Origin of the sequence: Klebsiella sp. FDAARGOS_511 (assembly GCF_003812845.1) — a bacterium.
GTDB classification, from domain to species: domain Bacteria; phylum Pseudomonadota; class Gammaproteobacteria; order Enterobacterales; family Enterobacteriaceae; genus Klebsiella; species Klebsiella grimontii.
Window position 1 is genome coordinate 2,184,078 of sequence record NZ_CP033824.1, and the last position, 26,100, is coordinate 2,210,177.

Consider the following 26,100-nt stretch of genomic DNA (forward strand, 5'->3'; position numbering starts at 1 on the left):
TCTTACTCCTTGCCTTCTATTATGCAATCACGCGCATGACCAGCATGGCGATGACGGCATTGATAATGCTCACCGCCATCAGCAGCGGCCAATATTTTTTCGGGACATCCGCCACGCCGAGCAGGCGCCCCATGTACTGAAGCTGCGAACCCATGAGGAAAATCGCCGGGATCAGAATCGTGATATCCGCCACGTTGAGGGTGCCTTTGCTCAACAGGCTCACCGCCACGCCGGTTCCCGCAGAGGCGGAAAGCCAGGAGGTCAGCAATACGGTAATGGCTTCGCCCGGCAGGCCAAACAGGCCCATCAGCGGCGCGCAGACGTGGCCGATGATCTGCATCACGCCGAGCAAATTGAGCATTTCAGCAATCACGTAGGCCATTAATACATTCGGCATCAGATTGTTGATGGCGATATTAAATCCTTTGCGCGCGCCGATAACGAAAATATCGAACGGGTTACTGCCGACTTTTGCCGAATTATTCATTTTCAAAATCCCTTCTATAAGCGGTATTCAGAACCAGACGCGTGATTGCCGCGCCGACAAATTTCAGCACAAACATTAAAAGCAGCGGAATAATGATAGGAATGGTTAACGAAGCGAACAGCGCTGAGCCAATCGAGAAGTAGTTATTAATCAGACCGGCGCCGGAATATTGCCAGGCGCCCATAATAACCAGATCCTTACGATTTATTTTGTCGCTGTCATACAGCTCTTTGGTCAGCGCCGCGCCGGCATCGGTACTCTGTAAATCGGTAATCAGCGCCAGGCCGGTATAACCCGGGATCCCGAGCAGCGGGCGAAGCAGCGGGGTCAGCAGCTTATGCGCCGCGCGGATCGCCCCGTAGTGGGTAAATATCTCCAGCAGCCCCAGCGCCAGCATCACCGTCGGCACCAGCGACAGGGCAAACAGGAAGCCGGCCTTGGCGCTGATGCCGCCGCTACCGATAAAGGTGTTGGTTTCCGGCGTTTTCATGGTGCCGAACGCGCCGCCGAGGGTGGTAAAGTCAAACGCCCCCAGCCAGGCCATGCCTTCAACCTTAAACAATAATCCGGAGAAAACTAACAATACGATGATCAGTGAAATCCAGGCGCCGGGCCCGACTTTCCACTCATTTGCCGTTTCGTCGGAGGAACATTCCAACGTTTTATTTTCACTCATACCCTGTCCTCTCACATAATGAAATGTTAGTGCGATTGTTTGCAATTTGAAATTATGTCAATTTATTGTTATTCGAATTTATTATTTTCACTGATAGGCTTTTCCATATTCCCTTACTCAGCATCATCACCATTTCTTATTCTTCACCTTCCCGAGCATTGCCACCTTAATAGCACGCCGGAAATAAGCGATGAGAATTTTCCTCCCTGTCAGTTTTTGTCCGAATTACGATTATCTATAACTTGCCGGGATGATAAATACCTGTGAAAGGGTGTTATTGTTGACTACAGGTCAACAAAGGAGCGAGAAACGATGTTGCATGAGAGGCCAATGAGCTATCTGTATGAAGTCGGGATTCAGGGAGGCATTCGCCGGGCCGCCGATATGCTGGGCATCAACCCGTCAGTCATCAGCCGCCAGATAGCACAGCTGGAACGGGCGCTGGAGCTGCCGCTGCTGGAACGGCAGGGGCGAAACGTGGTGCTCACCGAAGCAGGGCGCCTGCTGGCGGAGGACTACTTCGAAAGCCGCCAGCGCCGGGAAAAGCTGGAAAGTCACCTGAAGGATTTACGCCATATGCGCGGCGGGACAATTTCAGTGAGGATTGGCGGCGGGCTGGTCACCACCTTTATTGAATCGGTGATGAGCACCTTTGCGCAGTCCTGGCCTAACGTATTCGTGGATATTATTGTCGGCAGCATGCAGGAGATGCTCAACGATATCGCCAGCGGCGAAGCGGATATGGCGGTCGCCTTTGGCCCCATCGGCAACCCGGAGCTTAAACGCCACAGCTTCCAGTGGGGCCCTATCTGCGCCGTGGTCTCGCCACAGCACCCCATCGCTGCCCTGCCCGCCGTCACCATCGATGAGCTTACGCAATATCGCCTGATCGCGCTCACCGACAGCTTTGGCCTGCAGCGTCATATGAACGCCATGTTCAAAACCGCTGGACGGCAGTTTCATCCGGCCTATCGCTGCAACCTCTTTTCCACCGCCATGAGCCTGAGCCAGGCGGGATTGGGGATCTCTTTTATGACCGCATACGCCGCCCGGGAAGCGATCGCCCACGGTATTCTGACCGCAGTCCCCATCGACCATCCTATCGCCAGCAGCGCCCAGTGCCACCTGCTACGCAACTCCGACCGCCGCTTTTCCCCGGCGGCGCATCATATGTGGCGGCTGCTGCACAACGCTTTTCGCGACGCGCAGCGGGCGCTGGCGGCCTGAGCTTATTCGGTCACCACAAACCGCGTTGGCGCAAAACAGTTCAGCAGCCGATGCATAAGGAAGACCATGGTCAGCGTGACGATCAGCGCCACGGTGACGGAAGTGATGCGGTACAGATCGCTGAACACCAGGTCCTGGTCCGGATGCAGGTTCTGACCGAACATGATGCCGATGGTGGTGATGCTGGCGAAGCCAACGCCAGCCCCCACTTTCTCCATCACGTGCAGACGGGCGCTAAACGCCAGGCCGAGACCAATCAGCGGCATCATCAGCAACATATGGTTGCTGAAGTCGTAGATAATCAGCTGCACCACCAGAATATAAAGGCAGGCCAGCACTACCCCCACCACACGCCAGATCGAGCTGATCACCGCGCCGCGATAGTGCATCGGGAACAGAATTAAAATCCCCGCCATCAGCGCCGACAGCGAGTCGCTCAGATCGCAGACCTGAAAGATCACAAAGATCATTGTCGCCACGCTGCCGGAGAGCAGCGATTCGTGGCGAATACGGGCGGCGTCTTTTTCAATGCGCGGCGGCGGCTTGCGCGGTTCAACGTCCGGGATGAAGTAGTTGAGCAATGCGCTCAGCGCTACCGCCATCACGCAGGCCTCCATATTGGAGAACATCAGGGTGTGCCAGTTACTGGTGGGATAGCTCATAAAGTTGAGCATCGTGCTTTGACACACCACGCCCATCGATCCCAGCAAAAACAGCGGCCCCTGGCTCATAAAGCGAAAGCGCATCACGTACAGACCAAACACCACCAGCGTCATGATCACCGGCCACTGCGACAGATAGCCGACGATCAGCACCATTTCGACGCAGTTTACCGCCGCGCTGAACACAAACTGCCGCGCCACGTGGCGGTTAAATACCGGCACCAGAGACAGCAGCATCAGCGGATAAACCACGAAAAAGACGCCGTACTGTACGTCGTAGAAGGTCGAAATGCTCAGTGCGATAGTGCCGGCCACGGCGATACGCAGCGTCTGGCGAAAATCGTTGGCCGTATAGACGATGTTGCCGTGCGGGGTGAAAACCCGCGCCAGGGTATTAATAGACATAGTGCAGCAGACTCACCAGATGGATCTGCGCGCCGGCAAAGGTGCGGGCAAACGGGCCATCGCTGTTATAAAGCTGTACCGTCGCGCGGGCGCCGGTGGGCAGCGGCTTATCCAGCGGCTCGTCCAGGGCAACGTGAATACGCATGCGCTGCGCGTCGCGCACCCAGCGGGTAGACTGCTCCGGCTGCGACAGCTGGCCATTGACCTCTTCCTGGCCGGCCAGAATACCGGCATCGCTGCTGGTGACGTGCGCCGGGAAGACTTTCCCCGGCAGCGCATCAAACACCACCGCGGCATCGGTATTGACGCCGGTGTGGCGCAGGCTCTTTTCACGGAAATCGGCGACGATATCGGTCTGATTGCTCACCAGCGCCAGCAGCGGCGTGGCGGCGGTGGCGTACAGACCGGGGTTAAGCTGCAGGTTGCTCACCATGCCGTCAGTCTCCGCGCGGACCTTCGTCCAGCCGAGGTTAAGCTGCGCTTCTTCCAGCGCGTTGCGGTACTTCTGCAGCGTGACGTTGCGCTCATCGTCACGCTCGCCGCGCTGGATCAGCAGATTCTGGATACTGGCGTTGAGCGCGCTGACCGACTGCTCGCTGGTCTGCCAGGTGGTACGCACTTTATCCAGATCCGACTGAGAGACGTTCTGCATGGTGCTCAGGCGCTGGTAACGATCGAAGGTCACCTTATCGTTGCGCGCGGTGTACTGGGCGGTGCGCAGGTTGGCTCGGGCAGAGGCGATCTGCGCGTCCAGCTGCTGGTTGCTGAGTTTCGCCTGTTCAAGGGCGATCTGCGCCGCTTCCACTTTATTGATAAACGGCGTCGGATCCAGTTCATAGAGCAGGTCGCCCTTCTTCACCTGGCTGTTGTTGTGCACATAGACATGGGAGACATAGCCGGAGACGCGCGACGAGACCGGCGTGACCACGCGCATCACGGTGGAGTCCGGCGTGAGCGGGATCCAGATATCGGCAACGATAAACCAGGCGAATATGGCCAGGAAGGCGGCAATACTCACCCTTACCCAGCGGGCAAATTTCTGTTCAGGGGTCATCATAGTGTTTTAGATCTTGTTATCTTCTTCGCGGATAGTCCGCAGATTGCAGGCGATTTGATTTAACGTGGCGCTAAAGGCGGCGAGCTGCGCTTCAGGGAGGGTTTCGGTGACGCGCTGTTGATAGGTCTCAATCACGCGGTTCAGCTTCTCCAGAATAGCGCGGCCTTCCGCCGTCAGCGTCAGCAGGCGTATGCGTTTGTCATAAGGCGATGTAGAACGCAGCAGATAGCCCTGCTTTTCCAGCTGCGTGAGGGTGCGCATCAGCGGCGGCAGTTCAATGCCCTGCACCTCCGCCAGCTCGCTGACCGAGACGTTATTCCCCAGCTGATGCAGCTGCATCAGCACCGTCCAGCTTGACTGGGTCAGGCCGGTGTCGGTAATGGCAGAATCAATAATCGCGCGCCACTGGCGCACCACCATCGCCATACGCATCCCCATCGGGCGGCGGGCAAACAGGTCGTCTTCGGTCATCTTTTTTCCTCACTTAACGCTAAGGAAAATAATACTTATCACGATAAGTATCAAGAAACGAAGAGTGGATAAGCATGAATTGATAAATTTTATGAATGTATTATCCCCGGTCGCGCTTGCGCTTACCGGGGCTACAGAACTGCGCGGTTTGGTAGCCCCCCGGACAGGCGCTTCAAGCGCCGCCTCCGGGGAAATGCCAGGGAAAAAATCGCACTTTTTAATTGATCTGATCCCGACGCAGCCCGACATCTTTTAGCTGTTCGTCGCTCATACGCTGCAATGTCCTGCGTGTTTGTTCACGAAGCCACCATTTTTTGATTATCCGCGCCAGAAATACGAAGCCGATAAACGGCTGTCTTGCCCGATTCTCGTGAAATTCCATCCTCTACCTCCTCACCTTGCCAGAGGCTTTATCTTCACGGATCCGGGGCTAAACAATACAGATTCACAAAATACTTTTCTTTAACATACAGATTCGCTAAAACGTACAGCAGACCTCATTTTTACCGCCAATCTGTACTGGTTTATTGATCTGTATGGCGACGATCAAGGATACAGCATGACCCGCTATCAACATCTGGCCAGCATGCTGGCAGAACGCATCGAACAGGGGCTGTATCGACCCGGCGAAAAGCTGCCGTCGGTACGCAGCCTGAGCCAGGAACACGGTGTCAGCATCAGCACCGTTCAGCAGGCCTACCAGATGCTGGAACAGCAGCAGCTGATCGTGCCGCAGCCGCGATCCGGCTATTTCGTGGCCCCGCGTAAAGCCCAGCCGCCGGTACCGCCGATGTCGCGTCCGGTCCAGCGCCCCGTCGAGATCACCCAGTGGGATCAGGTGCTGACCATGCTCGACGCCCGCCACGACAAATCGATTATCCCCTTCGGCGGCGGCTCGCCGGACGTCACTCAGCCGAGCCTGAAGCCTATCTGGCGCGAGCTGAGCCGGGCAATTCAGCACAACCTTAGCGAAGTACTGAACTACGACGAGCTGGCCGGGCGTCGCGAGCTGCGCGAACAGATCGCCCGCCTGATGCTCGACGGCGGATCGGTGGTCACCGCCAACGATCTGGTACTTACCAGCGGCTGCCACAGCGCGCTGTCGCTGGCGCTGCTGTCGGTATGCCAGCCCGGCGATATCGTCGCCGTCGAATCCCCTTGCTACTACGGCACCATGCAGATGCTGCGCGGATTAGGGTTAAAAACCATCGAGATCCCCACCGATCCGGAAACCGGGATCAGCATCGAGGCGTTAGAGCTGGCGCTCGATCAATGGCCGATCAAAGGGGTGATCCTGGTCCCCAACTGCAATAATCCGCTGGGATTTATCATGCCGGATGCCCGCAAGCGGGCGGCGCTGTGCCTCGCCCAGCGCCACGATATCGTTATCTTTGAGGATGATATCTACGGCGAACTGGCGACCGAATACCCGCGCCCGCGCACCATCCATTCCTGGGATATCGACGGCCGGGTGATGCTCTGCAGTTCGTTTACCAAAACCATCGCTCCCGGCCTGCGCATCGGCTGGATTGCCCCCGGCCGTTATTACGATCGTCTGCTGCAGATGAAATATGCCGCCAGCGGCACCAACGTCCCCTCCACCCAACTGGCGGCCTGTAACTTTATTCGCGAAGGCCACTATCACCGCCACGTGCGGCGGATGCGGCAGATCTACCAGCGTAATATGGAGATCTACACCTGCTGGCTGCGGGAGTTTTTCCCCTGCGGAATCTGCGTTACCCGCCCGAAAGGCGGCTTTATGCTGTGGGTCGAGCTGCCGGAGCAGGTGGATATGGTCTGCGTCGCGAAGCAGCTGTGCCGGCTGAAAATCCAGGTCGCGCCGGGATCGCTGTTTTCAGCATCCGGGAAATATCGCAACTGCTTAAGGATCAACTGTGCCCTGCCGCCGATCGAGAAGCATAAAGAGGTGATGGTGCAGCTGGGGGAAGCGGTGAAAGTGGCGATGGAGTGAGGCGCCGGAGTGAGTCTGCGTTGACCGGGACTACCGGTTCCCCATCGTCTGCGGGCCGGTAGCCCGGACAAGGCGCGTCAAGCGCCGCCTCCGGGGAAAACGTTTCTATTATTTTAACCACGCGGGAATATTATATTCAGGTAAATACTCGACTGCATAAAAATCTTTCCTGTTACTGCCTTTTTGGCAAGTAAGCTCATAGAAACCCCATTTATCATTTTTATCTGTATAAAAAACGGTATATTTATCAGTATTAAAGCCAAAGTATTTTTCATTTTTATTCTTCACTTTTAGATCGCCGCATTTTGCTTCATCACGCCATTCAAAATTGATGGTTCTGTTTAACACATAATAAGCAGCATCACCAAACAGTTTAGGAACAAGCAGAAACAAAAAAACTGACATAATAAAGGCGCCGGTTAATGTAAATATTCGATACCCTTTCGCTTTATCACCGTAAATGATAAACAATCCATAACAAATTGGCTGTGATAACCACAAGAAGAACATAAGAAATGCTGTGGCTTTCCAGCAATATTCTAACCATGGAGAGGACGATAGCTCCAGATTACTAATTTGCCAGAAAATACTGGCTGAATAGCTACTGGTAAATGTAAACACACCTGAAAATACGGTAACCGCCAGACCGATTATTTTAAGAGTTTTTGCTGTATTATTTCTGGCAATATCTAAAACCGTTAAAATACTGCTAATGAGGATGAGGAGCGAAAAGAAAATCGCTAACCAATACGTTATAGTATTTACAAACACATTAGCAGACAACAATAAAAGCAAAAAAATTGACCATGCAGTTAGCGATAGAATACCAGCAAATCGAGTCAGTAAATGGTCGTTGCATGTACGTACAAAGAAGTTAATATATTCTCTAAGCCGAAATTCTTGAGTGCATGCGAAGATTAAAATAGATATAAAAAGAAACGCAACCAGGTAACTTTTCAACGGAAATTTATAGGGAATTAAATAGATGGCGATCGCTCCGTAGATAACCACCGCAGAGTCTAATTTTTTCTGTTTGAAATGTTTAAGAAAGGATTTCCAAATCTTAATAATTTCCATATTAAAACCTTATATGTTGAGTACAGGATCCACGAATTCATCTAAAACAGAAACTTAAGACAAATAATGCACATAGAGTGTAATGATTTCATCTGATTTTGTGTGTAGAATTTGCGCATCGCTATTTGATGAGAATCCCCAATGGCTGACCTGAACCTGAGTACCCTGACGGAAGCAGACATCATCACCAAACGCGTTATGCCCGCCATCCTTGATGCTGGCTGGAGCGACACAACGCAAATCCGACAGGAGGTCAAACTCCGGGATGGTAAGGTCATCGTGCGCGGTAAGGTTGCAGCGCGCAGAACGGTGAAATCCGCCGATATCGTGCTGTATCACAAGCCGGGTATTCCGCTGGCGGTCATTGAAGCCAAAGCCAACAAACATGAAATCGGCAAGGGGATGCAGCAGGGCATCGAGTACGCGCGACTGCTGGACGTTCCGTTCGTCTTCGCCACCAATGGCGACGGTTTTATTTTCCGCGATGCCACGGCAGCCGAAGGCGAGTTGCTCGAAAAAAGTATTACCCTTGACGAATTTCCATCCCCAGCCGAACTTTGGCACAAGCTCTGCGTCTGGAAAGGTTACACCGAAGCCCAGCTTCCGGTGATTACTCAGGACTACTACGACGACGGCAGCGGCAAAGCGCCGCGCTACTACCAGCTACAGGCCATCAATAAAACGATTGAAGCCGTTTCCGCCGGGCAGAACCGCGTTCTGCTGGTGATGGCAACCGGCACCGGCAAAACCTATACCGCCTTCCAGATCATCTGGCGCTTATGGAAAGCGAAAAGTAAGAAGCGGATCCTGTTCCTCGCCGATCGCAATATCCTGGTCGATCAGACCAAAAACAACGACTTCCTGCCGTTTGGCACGGCGATGACCAAGGTCACCGGGCGCACCATCGACCCGGCCTTTGAAATCCACCTCGCGCTGTACCAGGCCATCACCGGCCCGGAAGAAGATCAAAAAGCCTTTAAACAGGTAGCGCCGGATTTCTTTGACCTGATTGTCATCGACGAATGTCATCGCGGCAGCGCTTCGGAAGACAGCGCGTGGCGCGAAATCCTCGACTATTTCAGCGCCGCCACGCAGGTTGGCTTAACCGCCACGCCGAAAGAGACCCATGAAGTCTCCAGCACCGATTACTTCGGCGACCCGGTGTATATCTACTCGCTGAAAGAAGGTATCGAAGACGGCTTCCTTGCTCCCTATAAAGTGGTGCGCGTCGACATCGACGTCGATCTCCAGGGCTGGCGCCCGACCAAAGGTCAGACGGATAAAAACGGCGAGCTGATCGACGACCGCATCTACAACCAAAAAGATTTTGATCGCACGATGGTGATCGATGAACGCACCGAACTGGTAGCGAAAACCATTACCGATTACCTCAAACGCACCAACCCGATGGATAAAACCATCATCTTCTGTAACGACATCGATCACGCGGAGCGGATGCGCCGTGCGCTGGTCAATCTCAACCCGGAACAGGTCAAAAAGAACGACAAGTACGTGATGAAAATCACCGGCGATGACGACATTGGCAAAGCCCAGCTGGATAACTTTATTAACCCCAAAAAAGAGTATCCGGTTATCGCCACCACCTCCGAGCTGATGACCACCGGCGTGGACGCCAAAACCTGCAAACTGGTGGTGCTGGACCAAAACATTCAGTCGATGACCAAATTCAAGCAGATCATCGGCCGCGGCACCCGCATCGATGAACGCTACGGCAAGCTATGGTTCACCATCCTCGACTTCAAAAAGGCCACCGAACTGTTCGCCGATGAACGCTTCGACGGCATCCCGGAAAAAGTGATGGACACCACGCCGCAAGATATCGCCGACCCGGAGTCTGATTTTGAAGAGCAGTTCGACAAACACGAAGAAGAGACCGAAGACGACATCACCGGTGTCGATGAAGATCCCGCCCCGTATACCGTCACCGATTCCGGCGATGTCGGCCCGCTGCCGGAAGAGGACGAGAACAAAGTGCGCAAGTTTCACGTCAACGGCGTGGCCGTCGGCGTAATTGCCCAGCGCGTGCAGTATTACGACGCCGACGGCAAGCTGGTCACCGAATCCTTCAAAGATTACACCCGCAAAACGCTGCTCAAAGAGTACGCCTCGCTGGATGATTTCACCCGCAAATGGCAGGGCGCCGAGCGCAAAGAGGCCATCATCAAGGAGCTGGAGCAGCAGGGGATTATCTGGGAAGTGCTGGCGGAAGAGGTCGGTAAAGAGCTCGACCCGTTCGACATGCTGTGCCACGTGGTGTATGGTCAGCCGCCGTTAACCCGCAAAGAGCGGGCGGAGAACGTGCGCAAGCGCAACTACTTCACCAAATACTCCGACGCCGCGCAGGCGGTGCTGAACACGCTGCTGGATAAATACGCCGACGCGGGCGTGCAGGAAATAGAGAGTATTCAGGTGCTGAAGCTCAAGCCGTTCGACAGCATGGGTACGCTGCCGGAGATCATTAAAAGCGGATTCGGCGACCGTAACGGGTATAATCAGGCCATCAGCGAGCTGGAGAGCGAAATCTACCACCTACCGCCCCGCTCCGCGTAACCACTCCCCTTTTGCGCCTTCTGCTGCCACCGCGTAGCAGAAGGCCTTATTGTTAATGAAACATGGAACACATCATGTCAATCAGCTCGGTTATCAAATCATTACAGGACATTATGCGCAAAGACGCCGGCGTGGACGGCGATGCGCAGCGCCTCGGCCAGCTCTCCTGGCTGCTGTTTCTGAAAATCTTCGACGCCCAGGAAGAGGCGCTGGAACTGGAGCAGGATAACTATCAGTACCCGATCCCGCAGCGCTACCTGTGGCGCACCTGGGCGGCGAACGCCGAGGGCATTACCGGTGATTCCCTGCTGGAATTCGTCAATGACGACCTGTTCCCGACGCTGAAAAACCTCACCGCGCCTATCGACAAGAACCCGCGCGGCTTTGTGGTCAGGCAGGCGTTCAGCGATGCCTATAACTACATGAAAAACGGCACCCTGCTGCGTCAGGTGATCAACAAGCTCAACGAAATCGACTTTACCAGCGCCAGCGAGCGCCACCTGTTCGGCGACATTTACGAACAGATCCTCAAAGATCTGCAATCGGCGGGCAATGCTGGTGAGTTCTACACCCCGCGAGCGGTGACCCGCTTTATGGTCGATCGCGTCGATCCGAAGCTCGGCGAGTCAATTATGGATCCGGCCTGCGGCACCGGCGGCTTCCTCGCCTGCGCATTCGATCACGTCAAAAACAACTACGTGAAGAGCGTGGCCGATCACCAGACGCTGCAAAAGCAGATCCACGGCGTGGAGAAAAAACAGCTTCCTCACCTGCTGGCGACCACCAATATGCTGCTGCACGGTATCGAAGTGCCGGTGCAAATTCGTCACGACAACACCCTCAACAAGCCGCTGTCGTCGTGGGATGAACAGCTTGATGTGATCGTCACCAACCCGCCGTTCGGCGGCACCGAAGAAGACGGCATTGAGAAGAACTTCCCGGCAGAGATGCAGACCCGCGAAACGGCGGATCTGTTCCTGCAACTGATCGTTGAAGTGCTGGCGAAAAACGGCCGCGCGGCGGTGGTGCTGCCGGACGGCACGCTGTTTGGCGAAGGTGTGAAAACCAAAATCAAAAAGCTGCTCACCGAGGAGTGCAACCTGCACACCATCGTGCGTCTGCCGAACGGCGTGTTTAACCCATACACCGGGATCAAAACCAACCTGCTGTTCTTTACCAAAGGCCAGCCGACCCAAGCGATCTGGTTCTACGAGCACCCGTACCCGGCGGGCGTGAAGAACTACAGCAAAACCAAGCCGATGAAGTTTGACGAGTTCCAGGCCGAGATCGACTGGTGGGGCAACGAGGCCGACGGCTTCGCCAGCCGCGTCGAAAACGAACAGGCGTGGAAGGTCAGCATCGACGAGGTGATTGCCCGCAACTTTAACCTCGATATCAAAAACCCGCACCAGGCGGAAACCGTCAGCCACGATCCGGACGAACTGCTGGCGCAGTACGCCAAACAACAGGAAGAAATCCAGATCCTGCGCCACCAGCTGCGCGATATCCTCGGCGCGGCGCTCTCCGGTAAGGAGGCCAACTGATGGCAGTGGAAAAACTGATTGTCGACCATATCGACACCTGGACCACGGCGCTGCAAACCCGCTCCACGGCGGGGCGCGGCAGCTCGGGTAAGATCGACCTGTACGGGATTAAGAAGCTGCGCGAGCTGATTCTGGAGCTGGCGGTGCGCGGCAAGCTGGTGCCGCAGGCTCCTAACGATGAACCGGCGTCGGTGCTGCTGGAGCGTATTGCGGCGGAAAAAGCCGAGCTGGTGAAGCAGGGGAAAATTAAGAAGCCCAAGCCGCTGCCGGAGATTAGCGAGGAGGAGAAACCGTTTGAGCTGCCGGAGGGGTGGGAGTGGACGAGGTTAGGATTTATTTCAAACTATGGTTTTTGTGATAAAGCAGAAGCTGAAGACGTAACACCTGAAACATGGATCCTTGAATTAGAGGATATAGAGAAAGTCACATCAAAGCTTCTCAATAAGGTAACTTTTGCAGAAAGACCATTTAAAAGCTCTAAGAATCGATTTTCACAAGGTGATGTACTTTATGGAAAATTACGTCCGTACCTGGATAAAGTGATCGTTGCTAATGAACCGGGTGTATGTACTACTGAAATTATCCCAATAACAAGCTATGGTAATATTTCCCCAGAATTCTTACGTTTATTGCTGAAAGCACCAAATTTCATTACTTACGCAAATAGCTCTACACATGGAATGAACTTGCCAAGGCTTGGTACAGAAAAAGCTCAGCATGCCGTCATCGAATTAGCTCCTATCCAGGAGCAACTGCGAATTGTTTCACGTGTTGATAAACTCATGTCCCTCTGCGACCAACTGGAACAGCACTCACTGACCAGTCTGGACGCCCATCAACAGTTGGTTGAAACTCTGCTAGCCACGCTAACCGACAGCCAGAACGCCGATGAACTGGCCGAAAACTGGGCGCGTATCAGCGAGCATTTCGACACGCTGTTTACCACCGAAGCCAGCATTGACGCCTTAAAACAGACCATTCTGCAACTGGCGGTGATGGGCAAACTGGTGCCGCAGGATCCCAACGACGAACCGGCCTCTGAACTGCTCAAACGTATTGCGCAGGAAAAAGCGCAACTGGTAAAAGACGGGAAAATTAAAAAGCAAAAACCGTTGCCATCGATTAGTGATGAGGAAAAACCGTTTGAACTGCCTGAGGGGTGGGAGTGGTGTAAATTTGGTTTAATCTCTGAGTTTATTAACGGAGATCGGGGAAGTAACTATCCTAATAAAAATGAATACGTTGTTCACGGAATCCCTTGGATAAATACGGGTCACATAGAGAAAGATGGAACTCTATCAATAACAGATATGAATTTCATTACTGAGAAAAAATTTAATGAGTTAAGAAGTGGTAAAATTCAAATCGGAGATTTAGTTTATTGTTTGCGCGGAGCTACATTCGGTAAAACAGCATTCGTAAAACCATATGAAGCTGGTGCCATCGCATCTTCTCTAATGATCATTCGACCATTTATTAGAGAAATGGGAGAATATATATACAATTATTTAATCAGTCCATTTGGACGCTCGCAAATTTTTCGTTTTGATAATGGTTCAGCACAGCCTAATCTATCTGCTAACAGTGTGATGCTTTATGCTTTTGCATGTCCACCACTACAAGAACAATTTAGAATTCATAAAATAATAACTGAGCTATTTCATATATGCGATAATTTGAAATTACAAACTCAATCCGCCCAACAAACCCAACTCCACCTGGCCGACGCCCTCACCGACGCCGCCATAAATTAACCCGCCCCCAGAAACCAATAAAGCGGCTAAATAGCCGCTTTATTCCCATCACCAAAAATAATCATTCCCTTTATCCCCGCCGTTATTTTCATTCATTTTCAGCTGGACTTTCTTTCTATTCCCTGATGATATATCCAGGTATTTATCGCAAGGCACCCGTGCTGCAACACGAGCGCCTTGCTCATCACAATCCCTATTAACAAGGAATAGAGACCATGACTACCCCGCATTCTATTGCAGAATTCACCGATCCAGAAGTCTCCCCGGAAAATAACCGTAAAGGCACCGTCAGTTACGCGAGCCGCTTTGAAGATCGCCAGCGTATCCCGGCAATTATCATGAAGGGCCAGTGGCTGGAAGCTGCCGGTTTTGCCACCGGCACCAAAATTGATATCAAAGTAATGGAAGGTTGCATCGTATTGACGGCAAAGCAGCCGGAGCCGGAACTGGTAGAGTCTCTGCGCCAGCTGCATAAGCTGTCGGCGCGCAAGCAGAAGCAGGTGCAGGCGTTAATCGGCGCGATCGCCGGGCAGAAACGTAAGCTGGCCTAAACTAAATTCCCCGGCGGCGCTGCGCTGACCGGGGCTACCGGTTCCCCGTCGTCTGCTGGCCGGTAGCCCGGACAAGGCGCGTCAAGCGCCGCCTCCGGGATTTCTCTTCTCCCTACACCTAAGACCTTATAATGCGCTCATATCACCGCATATATAAATAATCCTACTGCCGCACGCAGCAGCGTAATATGCTGGATAATAACCCCAGGGCAGTAAACAATTAGCGAATGACCACTAAAGCCAAAATAACAAAAAGTTTTTTGCTAAATAACCAGCATATAAGAAAACCCCACCAATATAGCTAACCGCATGATTCACCAGCAAATATATACCATTTATTTTTGAAAAAACTGACCTGATTGCCTTCCCATAATAATCCCGATACATTCACTCATTCCCTATACGGGAAACTCTAAATATAAAAATCACAACAATATAACCGGGATGAATGTCATGAAAATAACCAAAGATCGGGTGGTTTACGCCATGTCGCGGGATAACGCTCCTGTCGCTACCGTCAGCAGCGGCAGTGAAGTGCTGTTCGAAACCTGCGACTGCTTCTCCGACCAAATCACCTCCGCCGATGCCGTGTTCAACGAACTGGACTGGCAGCGTATTAACCCGGCGACCGGGCCGGTGTACGTCGAGGGCGCCGAGCCGGGCGATGCGCTCAAGGTGACCATCAAACGCATTACCCTGAGCAGCAATCAGGCGGTGATGGTCACCGCACCGCAGCTGGGGGTGATTGGCGACGAGCTAGATGCTCCGAAGGTCACTATCGTCCCGATTGAAAACGACCATGCCATACTGCCCGGCAACGTGCGCGTCCCGCTCAACCCGATGGTCGGCGTGATCGGCGTCGCGCCTGCCGGGGAAGCCATCTCCTGCGGCACGCCGGATAGCCACGGCGGCAATATGGACTGCAAAATGATTACCGCCGGCAGCACCCTGTGGCTGCCGGTCAACGTTCCCGGCGCGCTGTTCGGGCTGGGGGATTTACACGCCGCGATGGGCGATGGCGAAGTCTCGGTTTGCGGTCTGGAAATTCCCGGCGAAGTGCTGGTCGAACTGACGGTGGTCAAAAACCGCAAGCTGCCGCTGCCGATGCTCGAAAACAGCGAGACCCTGTTTACCCTCGCCTCGGCGCTGACCCTCGATGATGCCGCCGCCATGGCTACCCGCAATATGGCGCATTTTATCGCCGACAATACCTCCCTGACGCTGGCGGACGCCATCAGCATCCTGAGCATTGCCGGCGACCTGCAAATCTGTCAGGTAGTCGACCCGCTGAAAACCTGCCGCTATGCCTTACCGAAATCAGTGGCTGAACAGCTCTCCCTGCGAATTGAAGGGGAGCAGGCATGAGCGTTGAACAATTTGGCTATAAGCAGGAGCTGCACCGGGCGCTGACGTTCCGCGATCTGCTGGTCTACGGCATGATTTTTATGGTGCCCATCGCACCGTTTGGCGTCTTTGGCTACGTCTGGGACGGCGCGCAGGGCATGGTGGCGCTGGCCTATCTTATCGGTATGGTGGCGATGTTCTTTACCGCCATGAGCTACTGGTCGATGTCGCGCGCGTTTCCAGTTTCCGGCTCGGTATATGCCTATGCCCAGCGCGGTATTCATCCGATTGTCGGCTTTTTTGCCGGCTGGCTGATCCTGCTGGATTATATTCTGGTGCCGTCCCTGCTCTATATCGTCAGCGCGGCGGCGCTGGCGCCCATGCTGCCGGGCGTGCCGGGCTGGCTGTGGATTGTCGGCTTTATCGCGATTAACAGCCTGATTAACCTGCGCGGCATTACCTTTACCGCGCGCGCCAATAATACGATTCTGATCGCGGAGATCGTGGTGCTATCCGTGTTCGTCGTGCTGGGGCTGATTGCGCTCTACTCCGGCGCCGGGGCGGGCCATCTGACCCTCGACCCGCTCTATAACGCCGATAAGTTCAGCCTGCCGCTGGTGATGGGCGCAGTCTCCATCGCCGTGCTCTCGTTCCTCGGCTTCGACGGGATCTCCACGCTGTCAGAGGAAACGAAAGGCGGCGTAGATACCGTGGGTAAGGCGTCGCTGGGCGCGCTGATGCTGGTCGGTTCGCTGTTTATCCTGCAAACGTGGATTGCCGCCGATCTGGCGCAGGGCATGACGTTCAGCAGCCTCGATACCGCCTTCTACGATACCGCGAATCTGGCGGGCGGCGGCTGGCTGAAGTATGTCACCATGTGGTCGACGGTGATCTCCTGGGGGATTGCTAACGCCCTGGTGGCGCAGGCCGCCGTGTCGCGTATTCTGTTTGCGATGGCGCGCGACAAGCAGCTGCCGCAGCTGCTGGCGAAAGTGCACCCGCGGCTGAAAACGCCTTACGTTAGCACCCTGTTTGTGGCGCTGATTTCGCTGGCTTCCGGCCTGTGGTTCTATGGCGATATCGATAACCTCAGCCGTCTGGTGAACTTCGGCGCGCTGATGGGCTTCCTGGTGCTGCATATCGCCGTGATAAACCATTACATCATTCGCCAGAAATCGCGCAATCTGGTGGTACACCTGCTGTTCCCGGTGGTGGGCCTGTGCATTATCGGCTTTGTTATTTATGAAATGGACGCGCAGGCCAAGGTGCTGGGGCTAAGCTGGCTGGCGGTTGGCGTGGTCTATTACCTGCTGATGCGCCTGGTGCTCAAGCGCAATGTGGAACTGAAGCTGGAAGGCTAGCGCGATTTATCTCCCCGGCTCGCGCTACGCTTAGCCGGGCTACCCAAGCGCACGGGCCGGTAGCCCGGACAAGGCGCGTCAAGCGCCGCCTCCGGGGAAACAACGCGCAATACAGCCTCCACTTTTCCCCGGCTCGCGCTGCGCTTAGCCGGGCTACCCGATTGCACGGGCCGGTAGCCCGGACAAGGCGCGTCAAGCGCCGCCTCCGGGGAAACAACGCGCAATACAGCCTCCACTTTTCCCCGGCTCGCGCTACGCTTAGCCGGGCTACGGGTTCCCGGCCGTCGGTTCGTCCTCGCCAAAAAACACCATACCTTTATAGGGCTTCGCCCGGCACGCCGCCAGGCGCTGGGCGAGGCTGCCGACGTGCAGCTCCAGCTTGTGGCCGTCCGGGTCGAGAAAATAGTGCGATGCGCCTTCGCTTTTGTTGGTTTTCCAAACCGGAACGCCAGCCGCATTCAGGCGCCCGGCAAAAAGCGCGAAATCCTCTTCTGCAATGCTGAACGCGTAGTGGGTGTAATCGCTCTCCTCCGGCGAAATGACGCGCCGCTGCGAGTCCAGCGACAGGCACAGCCAGAGGTCGCCGCAGGAAAAATATGCGCCGTTATCCCAGCGGGCGCGCAGCGTCATCCCCGGAAGCTGCTGATAAAACGCCACGCTCGGCGCCAGCTGGCTGACCGCCAGGGTCAGATGGTTTAATCCGCTTAACATGGCTTTTCCTCTAATGACGTTACGATTTGCTGGCGCAGCCACCGATGCGCCGGATCGCGGTGCCAGCGCTCGTGCCACAGCATCAGCATCTCAAACCCGGCGACCGCCAGCGGCGGTTCAACCACCGTCAGCCCCTCAGCTCCGCGCACCAGCCGCTCCGGCAGCACCGCCACCAGCTCGCTATTACGCAGCGTCTCCAGCATAAAGAGGAAATGTGGCACAGAAAGGACAACCCGCCGCGCCAGCCCGAGATTCGTCAGCGCGCTATCGGTCGCGGCGCTGAATCCTCCGCCGTCCGGCGAGACAATCACCTGCTCCAGCTCGCAGAACTGCGCCAGGCTTAACGCCGACCGCAACGCCGGGTGCCCCGCTCTACCCGCCAGCACGTAGCGTTCGCGGAACAGCAAACGCTGATGCAGCCCGGGCGGCGCGCCGTCGCGCGTGTGAAAAAACAGATCGACCTCATCACGATCCGCCTGCTGAACCAGCCGCGCGGGCTGTAGCTCAAACAGCGCCAGGCGGCTGGCTGGAGAGGCGATGCGCAGGGTATTGAGTACCGGCAGCAAAATCGCCGACGCCATATAGTCCGTCGCCGCCACCCGCCAGGTCTGCGCCGCCGTGGCCGGGTCGAAAGGCTGAACCGGCGCTACCGCCAGCTCCAGCGCCAGCAGTGCATCGCGCAGCGGCCCGCGCAGTTCATCAGCGCGGGCGGTGGGCTGCATTCCGCGCGGCCCCGGTAGCAGCAGCGGGTCGGCGAAAATCTCCCGTAGTCTTGCCAACTGCACGCTGACCGACGGCTGCGACAGGTTGAGGCGCTGCGCCGCGCGGGTGACGTTATTTTCGCTGAGCAGGACGTTCAGCGTGCGCAGCAAATTGAGATCCAGCCCCTGGAGATTAATCATTACTATACCTGTCATTGAAGCAATTCATTTCTACTATAGCGTCGTCGACTCTACTCTGCAGCTCTCCATTGCTCAGAGGTGATTTCAATGAAAATATTACTGGTTTACGCCCATCCCGAACCGCGTTCGCTTAACGGCGCGCTGAAAGATTTTGCCGTGCAGCATCTGCAAAACGCCGGTCATGACGTGCAGGTGTCCGATCTCTACGCCATGCGCTGGAAGGCGGGATTTGATGCCGATGACAGCAGCGCCCCGCCGGTCGGTGAAAGCTGGCGGGCAACGCGGGATTCGCAGTACGCCTTCGCTAACGGCACGCAAAGCGCGGATATCATGGGCGAACAGGAGAAGCTGCTGTGGGCCGATACGGTGATTTTTCAGTTCCCGCTGTGGTGGTTTTCGCTGCCCGCCATCATGAAGGGCTGGATTGACCGGGTCTACGCTTACGGGTTTGCCTACGGCGTCGGCGAGCACAGCGAAACCCACTGGGGCGATCGCTACGGCGAAGGCACGTTCGCGGGGAAACGGGCGATGCTGGTCGTTACCGCCGGCGGATGGGCGGAGCACTACGCGCCGCGCGGAATTAACGGGTCTATCGACGACATCCTGTTCCCCATTCAGCACGGGATGCTGTTCTATCCCGGCTTTGATGTGCTGCCGCCGGTGGTGTTCTACCGCACCGACAAACTCGATGCACAGCGCTTCGCCGCGCTGCGCGATGCGCTGGCCCGGCGACTGGATACCCTCTCTGAAACGCCGCCCATTCCCTTCCGTCGTCAGAACTACGGCGACTATCTGATCCCCTCTCTGAACCTGCGCCCGGAGCTGGCGCCGGGCGAAAACGGCCTCGCTATCCACGTGAAGCCGATGTGAATCTCGGTGGGTGATATTCGCGGCCCGGCGAATATCACCACAATTCATAAGGTGAACTGTGAGCCTCCACGCAATAACGGCATCGCGCCCCGCTACGCCCCTTCGCATATTGATAGCGATCAAGAATAATCATACCGTCTGGTCGGTATGATTCGGGCCATGAATATGGAAGCCCAACATCGTAAAAAAGATCCCGTCCGCCTGTATAAGCAGCTGCTGGAGTCCGCGGCCACCATCGCCGGCCGGGACGGCATCGCCTCTCTGTCGCTGAACGCCGTCGCGCGCGAAGCGGGCGTCAGCAAAGGCGGCTTACTGCACCATTTCCCCAATAAGCAGGCGCTGATTTTCGCTCTCTTTGCCCGCCTGCTGGCGATTATGGAAGAGGCGATTTCAGAGCTTATGGCCGCGGATAACATCTCTTATGGCCGCTTTACCCGCGCCTATCTGCGCTATCTGTCGGCGCCGGAACTCACGGATACCCAGGAGAGCCGCCAGCTGATGGTGCTGTCGCTGGCCATGCCGGATGAACCGGTGCTGCGAAAATGCTGGCGCGACTGGATGCTCAACCATCTGGCGCAAGGCGATGAACTGGACAATAGCCATACCGGCACGCTGGTGCGCTATGCGGCGGACGGCATCTGGCTATCGGAATTAACCGAGGGGCGCACCATGAGCCCCGGGCACCGGCAGTCGCTGGTCAGCGATCTGACGAAGATGACGCTTCCTGCGTGAAGCATGTTGAGGCCACGATGCGCTATAACATCCATGGCCGTCTGATTTATGATGCAATGGACGGCACGCTAACGTTACCAGGAAGCGATGAGGCGGACAGCCAGCTGTCGATCACCGCCAACGCGCTGCTGTGGTTCTTCCTGCGCCACACCGAGGTGGTCAGCCGCGATGAGGTGCTTAAAAAAGTCTGGGATGACAACGGGTTAACCTCATCCAACAGCAATCTCAATCAGTACCTGAGCATGCTGCGCAAAACCTTTCGCCACTACGATATCGACAACATTATCGTCACCGTGTCGCGCGGACTGCTGCAGCTCAATCCGGATCTCACCATTGAGAGGCTCGACGCCAGCCCGGAGCTGGAACCGCTGTTAACGGCGGAAGTTGAGCAAGACGAAACCGCCGCCCCGGAAGCGCAGAAGGCCGTTCCCAGCCGCCACGCGCGCGGCACCTGCTGGTATCTCGCCGGCGGCTGCCTGCTCACCATCGCCCTGCTGCTGGTGGTATGCAGTTTTCTCGGCGGCAACACCTCGCACCCCATCACCCTGACGCAAATGCGCCACAGCCAGTGCGAGCTGCTGGCCAGCGATGAGATGCTGCGCTCCGTTGCCGGAACCGCCTATGGTAAGAATTTTGATGCGGTGCGCCAGCGCCTGAAGCTGGAGTGCAAGCCCGGCGAACGCTTCGTCTTCTTCTATGGCGACCGGCTGGAAACCAACGGCCTGGGCCGGGTATTCCTCGCCCACTGCGCGATGCATGAAGATAACCCGTTCAGCTACTGCGATAACTATTTTTACTATTCATGGAAGCCGCAATGAGACTCGCCCCGCGCCCCTTTTTCGCCCTCTCCAGCCTGGTATTTATTGCCGCCGCCGGGTTCTGCGCCTGGAAGCTGCTGCCGGTCGAAAACGGCGGGGTGATGAGCTGCTCGACCAAAGCGATTATGCGCTTTGAGAACATGGAGAAAGAGAACGTCAACGGCAATATCCATTTCAACTTTGCCGCCAACGGAAAAGGGTCGATGGTCGTCGAAGGCTATACCGATTCCGCCGCCGGTTGGCTCTATCTCCAGCGCTACGTCAAGTTTAGCTACACCAGCAAACGCATCTCCACCACCGAGCGCCACTATCGCATCAGCAAGTGGGAATCCAGCGCCTCGTCCATCGATGAGTCGCCGGACGTGATCTTCGACTACTTTATGCGTGAGATGTCCGATAGCCACGACGGCCTGTTCCTGAACGCGCAGAAGCTCAATGAGAAAGCCATTCTTCTCAGCTCTATCAACTCACCGCTCTACGTCTGCACGCTGAAGTCCGGCAGCAAGCTTGATTAAGCTCACACCCGCTTTTCCTTCATCGCTTTCGCTTTAGTAAAACCGCACGTTTTGTATTTAGCCTGCCGAATAAAACACGATCCTCTCCACACTTCATACATCGTCAAATTACCCCTGATCTGCAATAAATTAGCAACTTGTTAACATCAGTTCGCCTCCGGCTAAATGGTGAAAAAAACGCCGCAATCGTCACTCAATTCGCCCCACCACCGCAGCACAAACGCATAAATCGCCCGCTTATAAAATCTAATTCATAGAGCAAAAAACTAAAAATTCACCTTGAGCAGATTTAAATTTCACTTAATTCGCCATTCCCTATAGTGAACCCCGAACGCCGCTTCCGCGTCCTGACGTCGTTACGCGGACGGTTTTCCCGAATCACAAAACCTGTTCTGAAGGAGAAACCATGGGTGATGCATTAGGGCTTATCGAAACCAAAGGTCTGGTGGCCTGCATTGAAGCAGCGGATGCGATGTGTAAAGCCGCCAACGTCGAGCTGATTAGCTATGAAAACATCGGCTCGGGGCTGGTGACCGTCATGGTGAAGGGCGACGTCGGCGCGGTGAAAGCGGCGGTCGATTCCGGCGTCGAGTCCGCGCAGCGCATCGGTGAAGTGGTGACCTCGCTGGTTATCGCTCGTCCGCATAACGACATCAACAAAATCGTCATTAAACACAAGGCCTGATGGCCAGGAGAACGCAAATGGGTGATGCATTAGGTCTGATTGAAACCAAAGGTCTGGTGGCTTGTATCGAAGCGGCAGATGCGATGTGTAAAGCCGCCAACGTTGAACTGATTGGCTATGAAAACGTCGGTTCCGGCCTCGTCACCGCGATGGTGAAAGGCGACGTCGGCGCGGTGAAAGCGGCGGTGGATTCCGGCGTCGAATCCGCGCAGCGCATCGGTGAAGTGGTGACTTCGCTGGTTATCGCCCGCCCGCATAACGACATCAACAAAATCGTCTCGCATTACAAAATCATGGATTAACCGGAGAAAAACCTGATGAAAGAAGCGCTTGGTCTGATCGAAACCAAAGGTCTGGTGGCCTGTATCGAAGCCGCGGATGCGATGTGTAAAGCCGCCAACGTGGAGCTGATTGGCTATGAAAACGTCGGCTCCGGCCTCGTTACCGCGATGGTGAAAGGCGACGTCGGCGCGGTGAATGCCGCGGTGGATTCCGGCGTGGAAGCGGCAAAACGCATCGGCGAAGTCGTCACCTCTCGCGTCATCGCGCGTCCGCATAACGACATCGAAAAAATCGCGGCACAGCACAAAGCATGACCTGACAGGGCGCGCCCCGTCTCCACTCTTTTAGTCTGATGAAGGATAGACTCATGATTGAACTGGATAACGATTTGCAGTCCCGGCAGAACGCCCGGGAGCTGGTGCGCAATGCCAAAAAGGCGCAGGCGATTCTGGCCACCTTTTCGCAGCAGCAAATCGACGCCATCGTGAAGAACGTGGCCCAGGAAGCGGCGCATCATGCCGAAGCGCTGGCGAAAATGGCCGCGGAAGAAACCGGTTTTGGCAACTGGCAGGACAAAGTGCTGAAGAACCGCTTCGCCTCGCTGCGCGTCTACGACGCCATCAAAGATATGAAGACCGTCGGCATCATTCATGACGATCCGCTACAAAAAGTGATGGACGTGGGCGTGCCGCTGGGGGTGATTTGTGCGCTGGTGCCGTCGACCAACCCGACCTCCACCGTCATCTACAAAACGCTGATTGCGCTGAAGGCCGGCAACGCGATTATCTTCTCCCCGCATCCCGGCGCCCGCCAGTGCAGCTGGAAAGCGATTGAAATCGTGAAGCGCGCGGCGGAAGCGGCAGGGGCGCCTGCCGGTAGCGTCGACGCCATTAGCCAACTGACCCTCGAAGCCACCTCAGAACTGATGCACAGCAAAGACGTGTCGCTGATCCTGGCGACCGGCGGCGAAGGCATGGTGCGCGCCGCCTACGCGTCCGGCACGCCGACCATCAGCGGCGGTCCGGGTAACGGCCCGGCGTTTATCGAACGCAGCGCCGATATCCCCCACGCGGTGAAAGATATCATCACCAGTAAAACCTTCGATAACGGCGTGATCTGCGCCTCCGAGCAGTCGATTATCGTCGAACGCTGTATCTACGACGAAGTCCACCGCGAACTGGAAGCCCAGGGCGCGTACTTCATGAACGAAAGCGAAGCGGCGAAAATGGCAGCCCTGCTGCTGCGCCCCAACGGCACCATCAACCCCAAAGTGGTGGGTAAAACCGCGCTCTATCTGAGCCAGATGGCCGGCTTCTGCGTCCCTGCCAGCACCCGGGTGCTGATTGCCGCGCAGACCACGGTATCGCATTCCAACCCCTACTCGCGGGAAAAACTGTGCCCGGTACTCGGCCTGTACGTTGAAGAGGACTGGAAAGCCGCCTGCCACCGCGTCGTGGAGCTGCTGACCAACGAAGGCCTCGGCCACACGCTGGTGATCCACACCCGCAACCAGGATGTCATCCGCCAGTTCTGCCTCGAAAAACCGGTTAACCGCATTCTGATTAACACCCCGGCGGCGCTGGGCGGCATCGGCGCGACCACCAACATCACCCCGGCCCTGACCCTCGGCTGCGGCGCGGTCGGCGGCGGATCCAGCTCGGACAACGTCGGGCCGATGAACCTGCTCAACATCCGCAAAGTGGGCTACGGCGTTCGCTCCATCGATGAGCTGCGCGCGCCGGGCAGCCGCCCGGAACCGCAGCCGACCATCGTCAGCCCGGCAGCCAGCCCAAACCGCAGCATCTTTGACGATGAACGTTTTAACGCCCCGGCTGCCGCCACCGCAGCCCATCCGGCCAGCGCCGACGATCGCTTTGCGACTGCCGCCGCCGTCGGCGCGGACAGCGAGATTAATGAGCAAAACGTGGAACGCGTCATCCGCCAGGTGCTGGAACGCCTTGGTAAGTAACACATTGATATAAGGCGATAAAACAATGATTCTCGCAAAGGTAGTCGGACATGTCGTCGCCACGCAGAAGTGCGATGAGCTACGGGGCAGCAACCTGCTGCTGATCGTCAAATTAGATGATGACCAGCAGCCGATGAAAGACCAGACCTGGGTTGCCGTTGATAGCGTCGGCGCCGGTATGCACGACATCGTGCTGGCCGAAGAGTATCTGGCGCTCAACAAAGAGCGGTACAAGGCCATGTCGGTGGTCGCCATTGTCGAGAACGTGTTTCGGGACGCTTAAGGAGTCAATAACCCAATGAGTGAATTTTTGCTGAAACCCCGGATTCGCTTTGGTCAGGATGCGCTTGCCATCCTGAACGAGCTGCCCGCCCGCAACGTACTGCTGGTCACTGACCAGGCGATGGTTAAGTTTGGCCTCGCCGATCGCGTCACGCAGATCCTCAATGCGCGCGGCATCGCTTTCCAGGTCTGGGACGACGTGGTGGCCGACCCGGATATCGCCACCGTAGTGCGCGGTATGAAGCGGATGGATAACAGCTATCCGGATCTGGTTATCGCGCTGGGCGGCGGTTCGGTGATTGATGCAGCCAAAGCGGTTATTTTCGCCCTGGCGCAAACCCGTCCGGACGCTCACCGCGAGCCGCCCTGCTTTGTGGCGATCCCCACCACCAGCGGCACCGGCTCTGAGGTCACCGCCTTTTCGGTGGTAAAAGCCCACGCCGAGAAGCTGGTGCTGGTGGACCCGTCGCTGCTGCCGGATATCGCCATTCTTGACCCGGCGCTGGTGGCCTCGGTGCCGCCGGCGATCACCGCCGATACCGGGATGGACGTGCTGTGTCACGCGCTGGAAGCCTATGTCTCCCTCGCCGCCAGCGACTTTTCCGATGCGCTGGCGGAGAAAGTAGTGCAGCAGGTATTTCGCTTTCTGCCGACCTGCTGGCGCAACGGTGGCGACCTGCTGGCGCGGGAAAAGATGCACAACGCCTCCTGTATGGCGGGCATGGCGTTCACCAACGCGTCGCTGGGCATCACCCACAGCCTTGCCCACGCGCTCGGCGGCGTGTTTCGCGTCCCCCACGGTCGCGCCAACGCCCTGCTGATGGCGGATGTGGTGGCCTGGAACGCCGATTATCACGGGCAGTGCGATACCGATGCCGCCCGCAAATACGCCCGATTAGCCCATCTGCTGGATCTGCCTGCGGCCACTACCCGCCAGGGCGTCGCCAGTCTGTTGGTCGCCATTCAGGCGCTAAAAGACGAAATGAGCATGCCGGCCGGCATCCGCGATACCGGCGTCCTTGTAGACGCGTTTGAACAGCGGCTGGCGGAGATGGTCGGCCAGGCGCTACGCGACAGCTGTACCCCGACGAACCCACGCGCGCCGGACGCTCACGCACTAACCGAACTCTATCGCCGGGCATGGACCGGCAACGCCGTTCAGGGCCACTGATAAC

28 protein-coding genes are annotated in these 26,100 nt (G+C 56.1%); 18 read left to right on the forward strand and 10 right to left on the reverse strand.

From position 1 onward, the window contains the following. Nucleotides 1–19 precede the first annotated feature (19 nt). Both EGY08_RS11480 and EGY08_RS11485 read right to left on the reverse strand, forming a co-directional pair. Nucleotides 20–487 carry a YjiG family protein gene (locus EGY08_RS11480; protein ID WP_004128539.1) on the reverse strand — a complete coding sequence of 156 codons (468 nt, stop codon included), beginning with the start codon at nt 485–487 and terminating at the stop codon, nt 20–22. After that, nucleotides 480–1,163, reverse strand: a complete 684-nt coding sequence (locus EGY08_RS11485; RefSeq protein ID WP_004128538.1) for a nucleoside recognition domain-containing protein — start codon at nt 1,161–1,163, stop codon at nt 480–482. Before EGY08_RS11485 ends, EGY08_RS11480 begins: the two co-directional genes overlap by 8 nt. A 312-nt stretch (nt 1,164–1,475) precedes the next feature. Here EGY08_RS11485 and EGY08_RS11490 point away from each other — a divergent pair, with 312 nt between their 5' ends. Continuing rightward, nucleotides 1,476–2,390 (forward strand): LysR substrate-binding domain-containing protein, encoded by a 915-nt coding sequence (locus EGY08_RS11490; protein WP_004098266.1) that lies wholly within the window; start codon nt 1,476–1,478, stop codon nt 2,388–2,390. A gap of 2 nt (nt 2,391–2,392) precedes the next feature. Here the strand turns inward: EGY08_RS11490 and EGY08_RS11495 are convergent, their stop codons facing one another. The 4 genes from EGY08_RS11495 to EGY08_RS11510 form a co-directional block, all read right to left on the reverse strand. Next, nucleotides 2,393–3,457, reverse strand: a complete 1,065-nt coding sequence (locus EGY08_RS11495; RefSeq protein WP_004128535.1) for a DUF2955 domain-containing protein — start codon at nt 3,455–3,457, stop codon at nt 2,393–2,395. Next, nucleotides 3,447–4,514, reverse strand: a complete 1,068-nt coding sequence (locus EGY08_RS11500) for an HlyD family secretion protein (protein ID WP_049113042.1) — start codon at nt 4,512–4,514, stop codon at nt 3,447–3,449. The genes EGY08_RS11495 and EGY08_RS11500 overlap by 11 nt, the downstream gene beginning before the upstream one ends. A 6-nt stretch (nt 4,515–4,520) precedes the next feature. Next, nucleotides 4,521–4,985, reverse strand: a complete 465-nt coding sequence (locus tag EGY08_RS11505) for a MarR family winged helix-turn-helix transcriptional regulator (protein ID WP_117075976.1) — start codon at nt 4,983–4,985, stop codon at nt 4,521–4,523. Between the two features lie 217 nt (nt 4,986–5,202). Further along, complete coding sequence (locus tag EGY08_RS11510; RefSeq protein ID WP_004098259.1) at nt 5,203–5,367, reverse strand: DUF1127 domain-containing protein; 165 nt, start codon at nt 5,365–5,367, stop codon at nt 5,203–5,205. A gap of 177 nt (nt 5,368–5,544) precedes the next feature. On the opposite strand from EGY08_RS11510, the gene EGY08_RS11515 reads away from it, so the two are divergent. Beyond that, nucleotides 5,545–6,957 carry a PLP-dependent aminotransferase family protein gene (locus EGY08_RS11515; RefSeq protein ID WP_123828497.1) on the forward strand — a complete coding sequence of 471 codons (1,413 nt, stop codon included), beginning with the start codon at nt 5,545–5,547 and terminating at the stop codon, nt 6,955–6,957. A gap of 108 nt (nt 6,958–7,065) precedes the next feature. Here EGY08_RS11515 and EGY08_RS11520 read toward each other — a convergent pair whose 3' ends face one another. Beyond that, nucleotides 7,066–8,034: a hypothetical protein gene (locus EGY08_RS11520; protein ID WP_123828498.1), complete on the reverse strand. Its 969-nt coding sequence runs from the start codon at nt 8,032–8,034 to the stop codon at nt 7,066–7,068. 141 nt (nt 8,035–8,175) lie between these two features. Here EGY08_RS11520 and hsdR point away from each other — a divergent pair, with 141 nt between their 5' ends. The 6 genes from hsdR to EGY08_RS11550 all read left to right on the forward strand — a co-directional run bounded on the left by hsdR (nt 8,176) and on the right by EGY08_RS11550 (nt 17,159). After that, nucleotides 8,176–10,605, forward strand: a complete 2,430-nt coding sequence (hsdR, locus tag EGY08_RS11525; protein WP_123828499.1) for an EcoAI/FtnUII family type I restriction enzme subunit R — start codon at nt 8,176–8,178, stop codon at nt 10,603–10,605. 74 nt (nt 10,606–10,679) lie between these two features. Then, nucleotides 10,680–12,149, forward strand: coding sequence for an N-6 DNA methylase (locus tag EGY08_RS11530; protein ID WP_123828500.1), 1,470 nt, complete (start codon nt 10,680–10,682; stop codon nt 12,147–12,149). Then, nucleotides 12,149–13,903 (forward strand): restriction endonuclease subunit S, encoded by a 1,755-nt coding sequence (locus EGY08_RS11535; protein ID WP_123828501.1) that lies wholly within the window; start codon nt 12,149–12,151, stop codon nt 13,901–13,903. Before EGY08_RS11530 ends, EGY08_RS11535 begins: the two co-directional genes overlap by 1 nt. Nucleotides 13,904–14,118: 215 nt before the next feature. Continuing rightward, nucleotides 14,119–14,454 (forward strand): endoribonuclease SymE, encoded by a 336-nt coding sequence (gene symE, locus EGY08_RS11540; protein WP_123828502.1) that lies wholly within the window; start codon nt 14,119–14,121, stop codon nt 14,452–14,454. Nucleotides 14,455–14,907: 453 nt separating this feature from the next. Next, nucleotides 14,908–15,819, forward strand: coding sequence for an acetamidase/formamidase family protein (locus EGY08_RS11545; RefSeq protein ID WP_123828503.1), 912 nt, complete (start codon nt 14,908–14,910; stop codon nt 15,817–15,819). Further along, on the forward strand, nt 15,816–17,159 hold the full coding sequence (locus EGY08_RS11550) for an APC family permease (protein ID WP_004128506.1): 1,344 nt from the start codon (nt 15,816–15,818) through the stop codon (nt 17,157–17,159). The genes EGY08_RS11545 and EGY08_RS11550 overlap by 4 nt, the downstream gene beginning before the upstream one ends. Here EGY08_RS11550 and EGY08_RS11555 read toward each other — a convergent pair. The 3 genes from EGY08_RS11555 to EGY08_RS11565 are packed head-to-tail and all read right to left on the reverse strand — an operon-like array spanning nt 17,156 to nt 18,772. Next, a complete protein-coding gene (locus tag EGY08_RS11555; RefSeq protein ID WP_123828504.1) occupies nt 17,156–17,383 on the reverse strand; it encodes a hypothetical protein in 228 nt (75 codons plus the stop codon). The two genes, EGY08_RS11550 and EGY08_RS11555, sit on opposite strands and share 4 nt — an antisense overlap. 43 nt (nt 17,384–17,426) lie before the next feature. Then, nucleotides 17,427–17,870, reverse strand: coding sequence for a FosA family fosfomycin resistance glutathione transferase (locus EGY08_RS11560; protein WP_123828505.1), 444 nt, complete (start codon nt 17,868–17,870; stop codon nt 17,427–17,429). Beyond that, nucleotides 17,864–18,772, reverse strand: a complete 909-nt coding sequence (locus EGY08_RS11565; RefSeq protein ID WP_004128500.1) for a LysR family transcriptional regulator — start codon at nt 18,770–18,772, stop codon at nt 17,864–17,866. The genes EGY08_RS11560 and EGY08_RS11565 overlap by 7 nt, the downstream gene beginning before the upstream one ends. An 87-nt stretch (nt 18,773–18,859) precedes the next feature. On the opposite strand from EGY08_RS11565, the gene EGY08_RS11570 reads away from it, so the two are divergent. The 10 genes from EGY08_RS11570 (at nt 18,860) to EGY08_RS11615 (ending at nt 26,096) form a co-directional block, all read left to right on the forward strand. After that, nucleotides 18,860–19,642, forward strand: a complete 783-nt coding sequence (locus tag EGY08_RS11570; protein ID WP_004128497.1) for an NAD(P)H-dependent oxidoreductase — start codon at nt 18,860–18,862, stop codon at nt 19,640–19,642. A gap of 147 nt (nt 19,643–19,789) precedes the next feature. After that, the gene (locus EGY08_RS11575; protein ID WP_004128495.1) at nt 19,790–20,374 is read left to right on the forward strand and encodes a TetR/AcrR family transcriptional regulator; all 585 of its coding nucleotides are present in this window, start codon (nt 19,790–19,792) and stop codon (nt 20,372–20,374) included. A gap of 17 nt (nt 20,375–20,391) precedes the next feature. Next, nucleotides 20,392–21,192, forward strand: a complete 801-nt coding sequence (locus tag EGY08_RS11580; protein WP_123828506.1) for a winged helix-turn-helix domain-containing protein — start codon at nt 20,392–20,394, stop codon at nt 21,190–21,192. Next, nucleotides 21,189–21,707 carry a FidL-like protein gene (locus tag EGY08_RS11585; protein WP_004098240.1) on the forward strand — a complete coding sequence of 173 codons (519 nt, stop codon included), beginning with the start codon at nt 21,189–21,191 and terminating at the stop codon, nt 21,705–21,707. Before EGY08_RS11580 ends, EGY08_RS11585 begins: the two co-directional genes overlap by 4 nt. A gap of 406 nt (nt 21,708–22,113) precedes the next feature. Beyond that, nucleotides 22,114–22,392, forward strand: coding sequence for a BMC domain-containing protein (locus tag EGY08_RS11590; RefSeq protein ID WP_004098239.1), 279 nt, complete (start codon nt 22,114–22,116; stop codon nt 22,390–22,392). Nucleotides 22,393–22,409: 17 nt separating this feature from the next. Beyond that, nucleotides 22,410–22,694 carry a BMC domain-containing protein gene (locus tag EGY08_RS11595; RefSeq protein WP_004098238.1) on the forward strand — a complete coding sequence of 95 codons (285 nt, stop codon included), beginning with the start codon at nt 22,410–22,412 and terminating at the stop codon, nt 22,692–22,694. A gap of 15 nt (nt 22,695–22,709) precedes the next feature. Further along, nucleotides 22,710–22,988, forward strand: a complete 279-nt coding sequence (locus tag EGY08_RS11600) for a BMC domain-containing protein (protein ID WP_002442217.1) — start codon at nt 22,710–22,712, stop codon at nt 22,986–22,988. Between the two features lie 53 nt (nt 22,989–23,041). After that, a complete protein-coding gene (locus tag EGY08_RS11605; RefSeq protein ID WP_123828507.1) occupies nt 23,042–24,643 on the forward strand; it encodes an acetaldehyde dehydrogenase (acetylating) in 1,602 nt (533 codons plus the stop codon). A 25-nt stretch (nt 24,644–24,668) separates the two neighbouring features. Beyond that, on the forward strand, nt 24,669–24,926 hold the full coding sequence (locus EGY08_RS11610) for a EutN/CcmL family microcompartment protein (protein WP_004098229.1): 258 nt from the start codon (nt 24,669–24,671) through the stop codon (nt 24,924–24,926). 15 nt (nt 24,927–24,941) lie between these two features. Next, nucleotides 24,942–26,096 (forward strand): 1-propanol dehydrogenase PduQ, encoded by a 1,155-nt coding sequence (locus tag EGY08_RS11615; RefSeq protein WP_087828890.1) that lies wholly within the window; start codon nt 24,942–24,944, stop codon nt 26,094–26,096. Nucleotides 26,097–26,100: the final 4 nt, after the last annotated feature.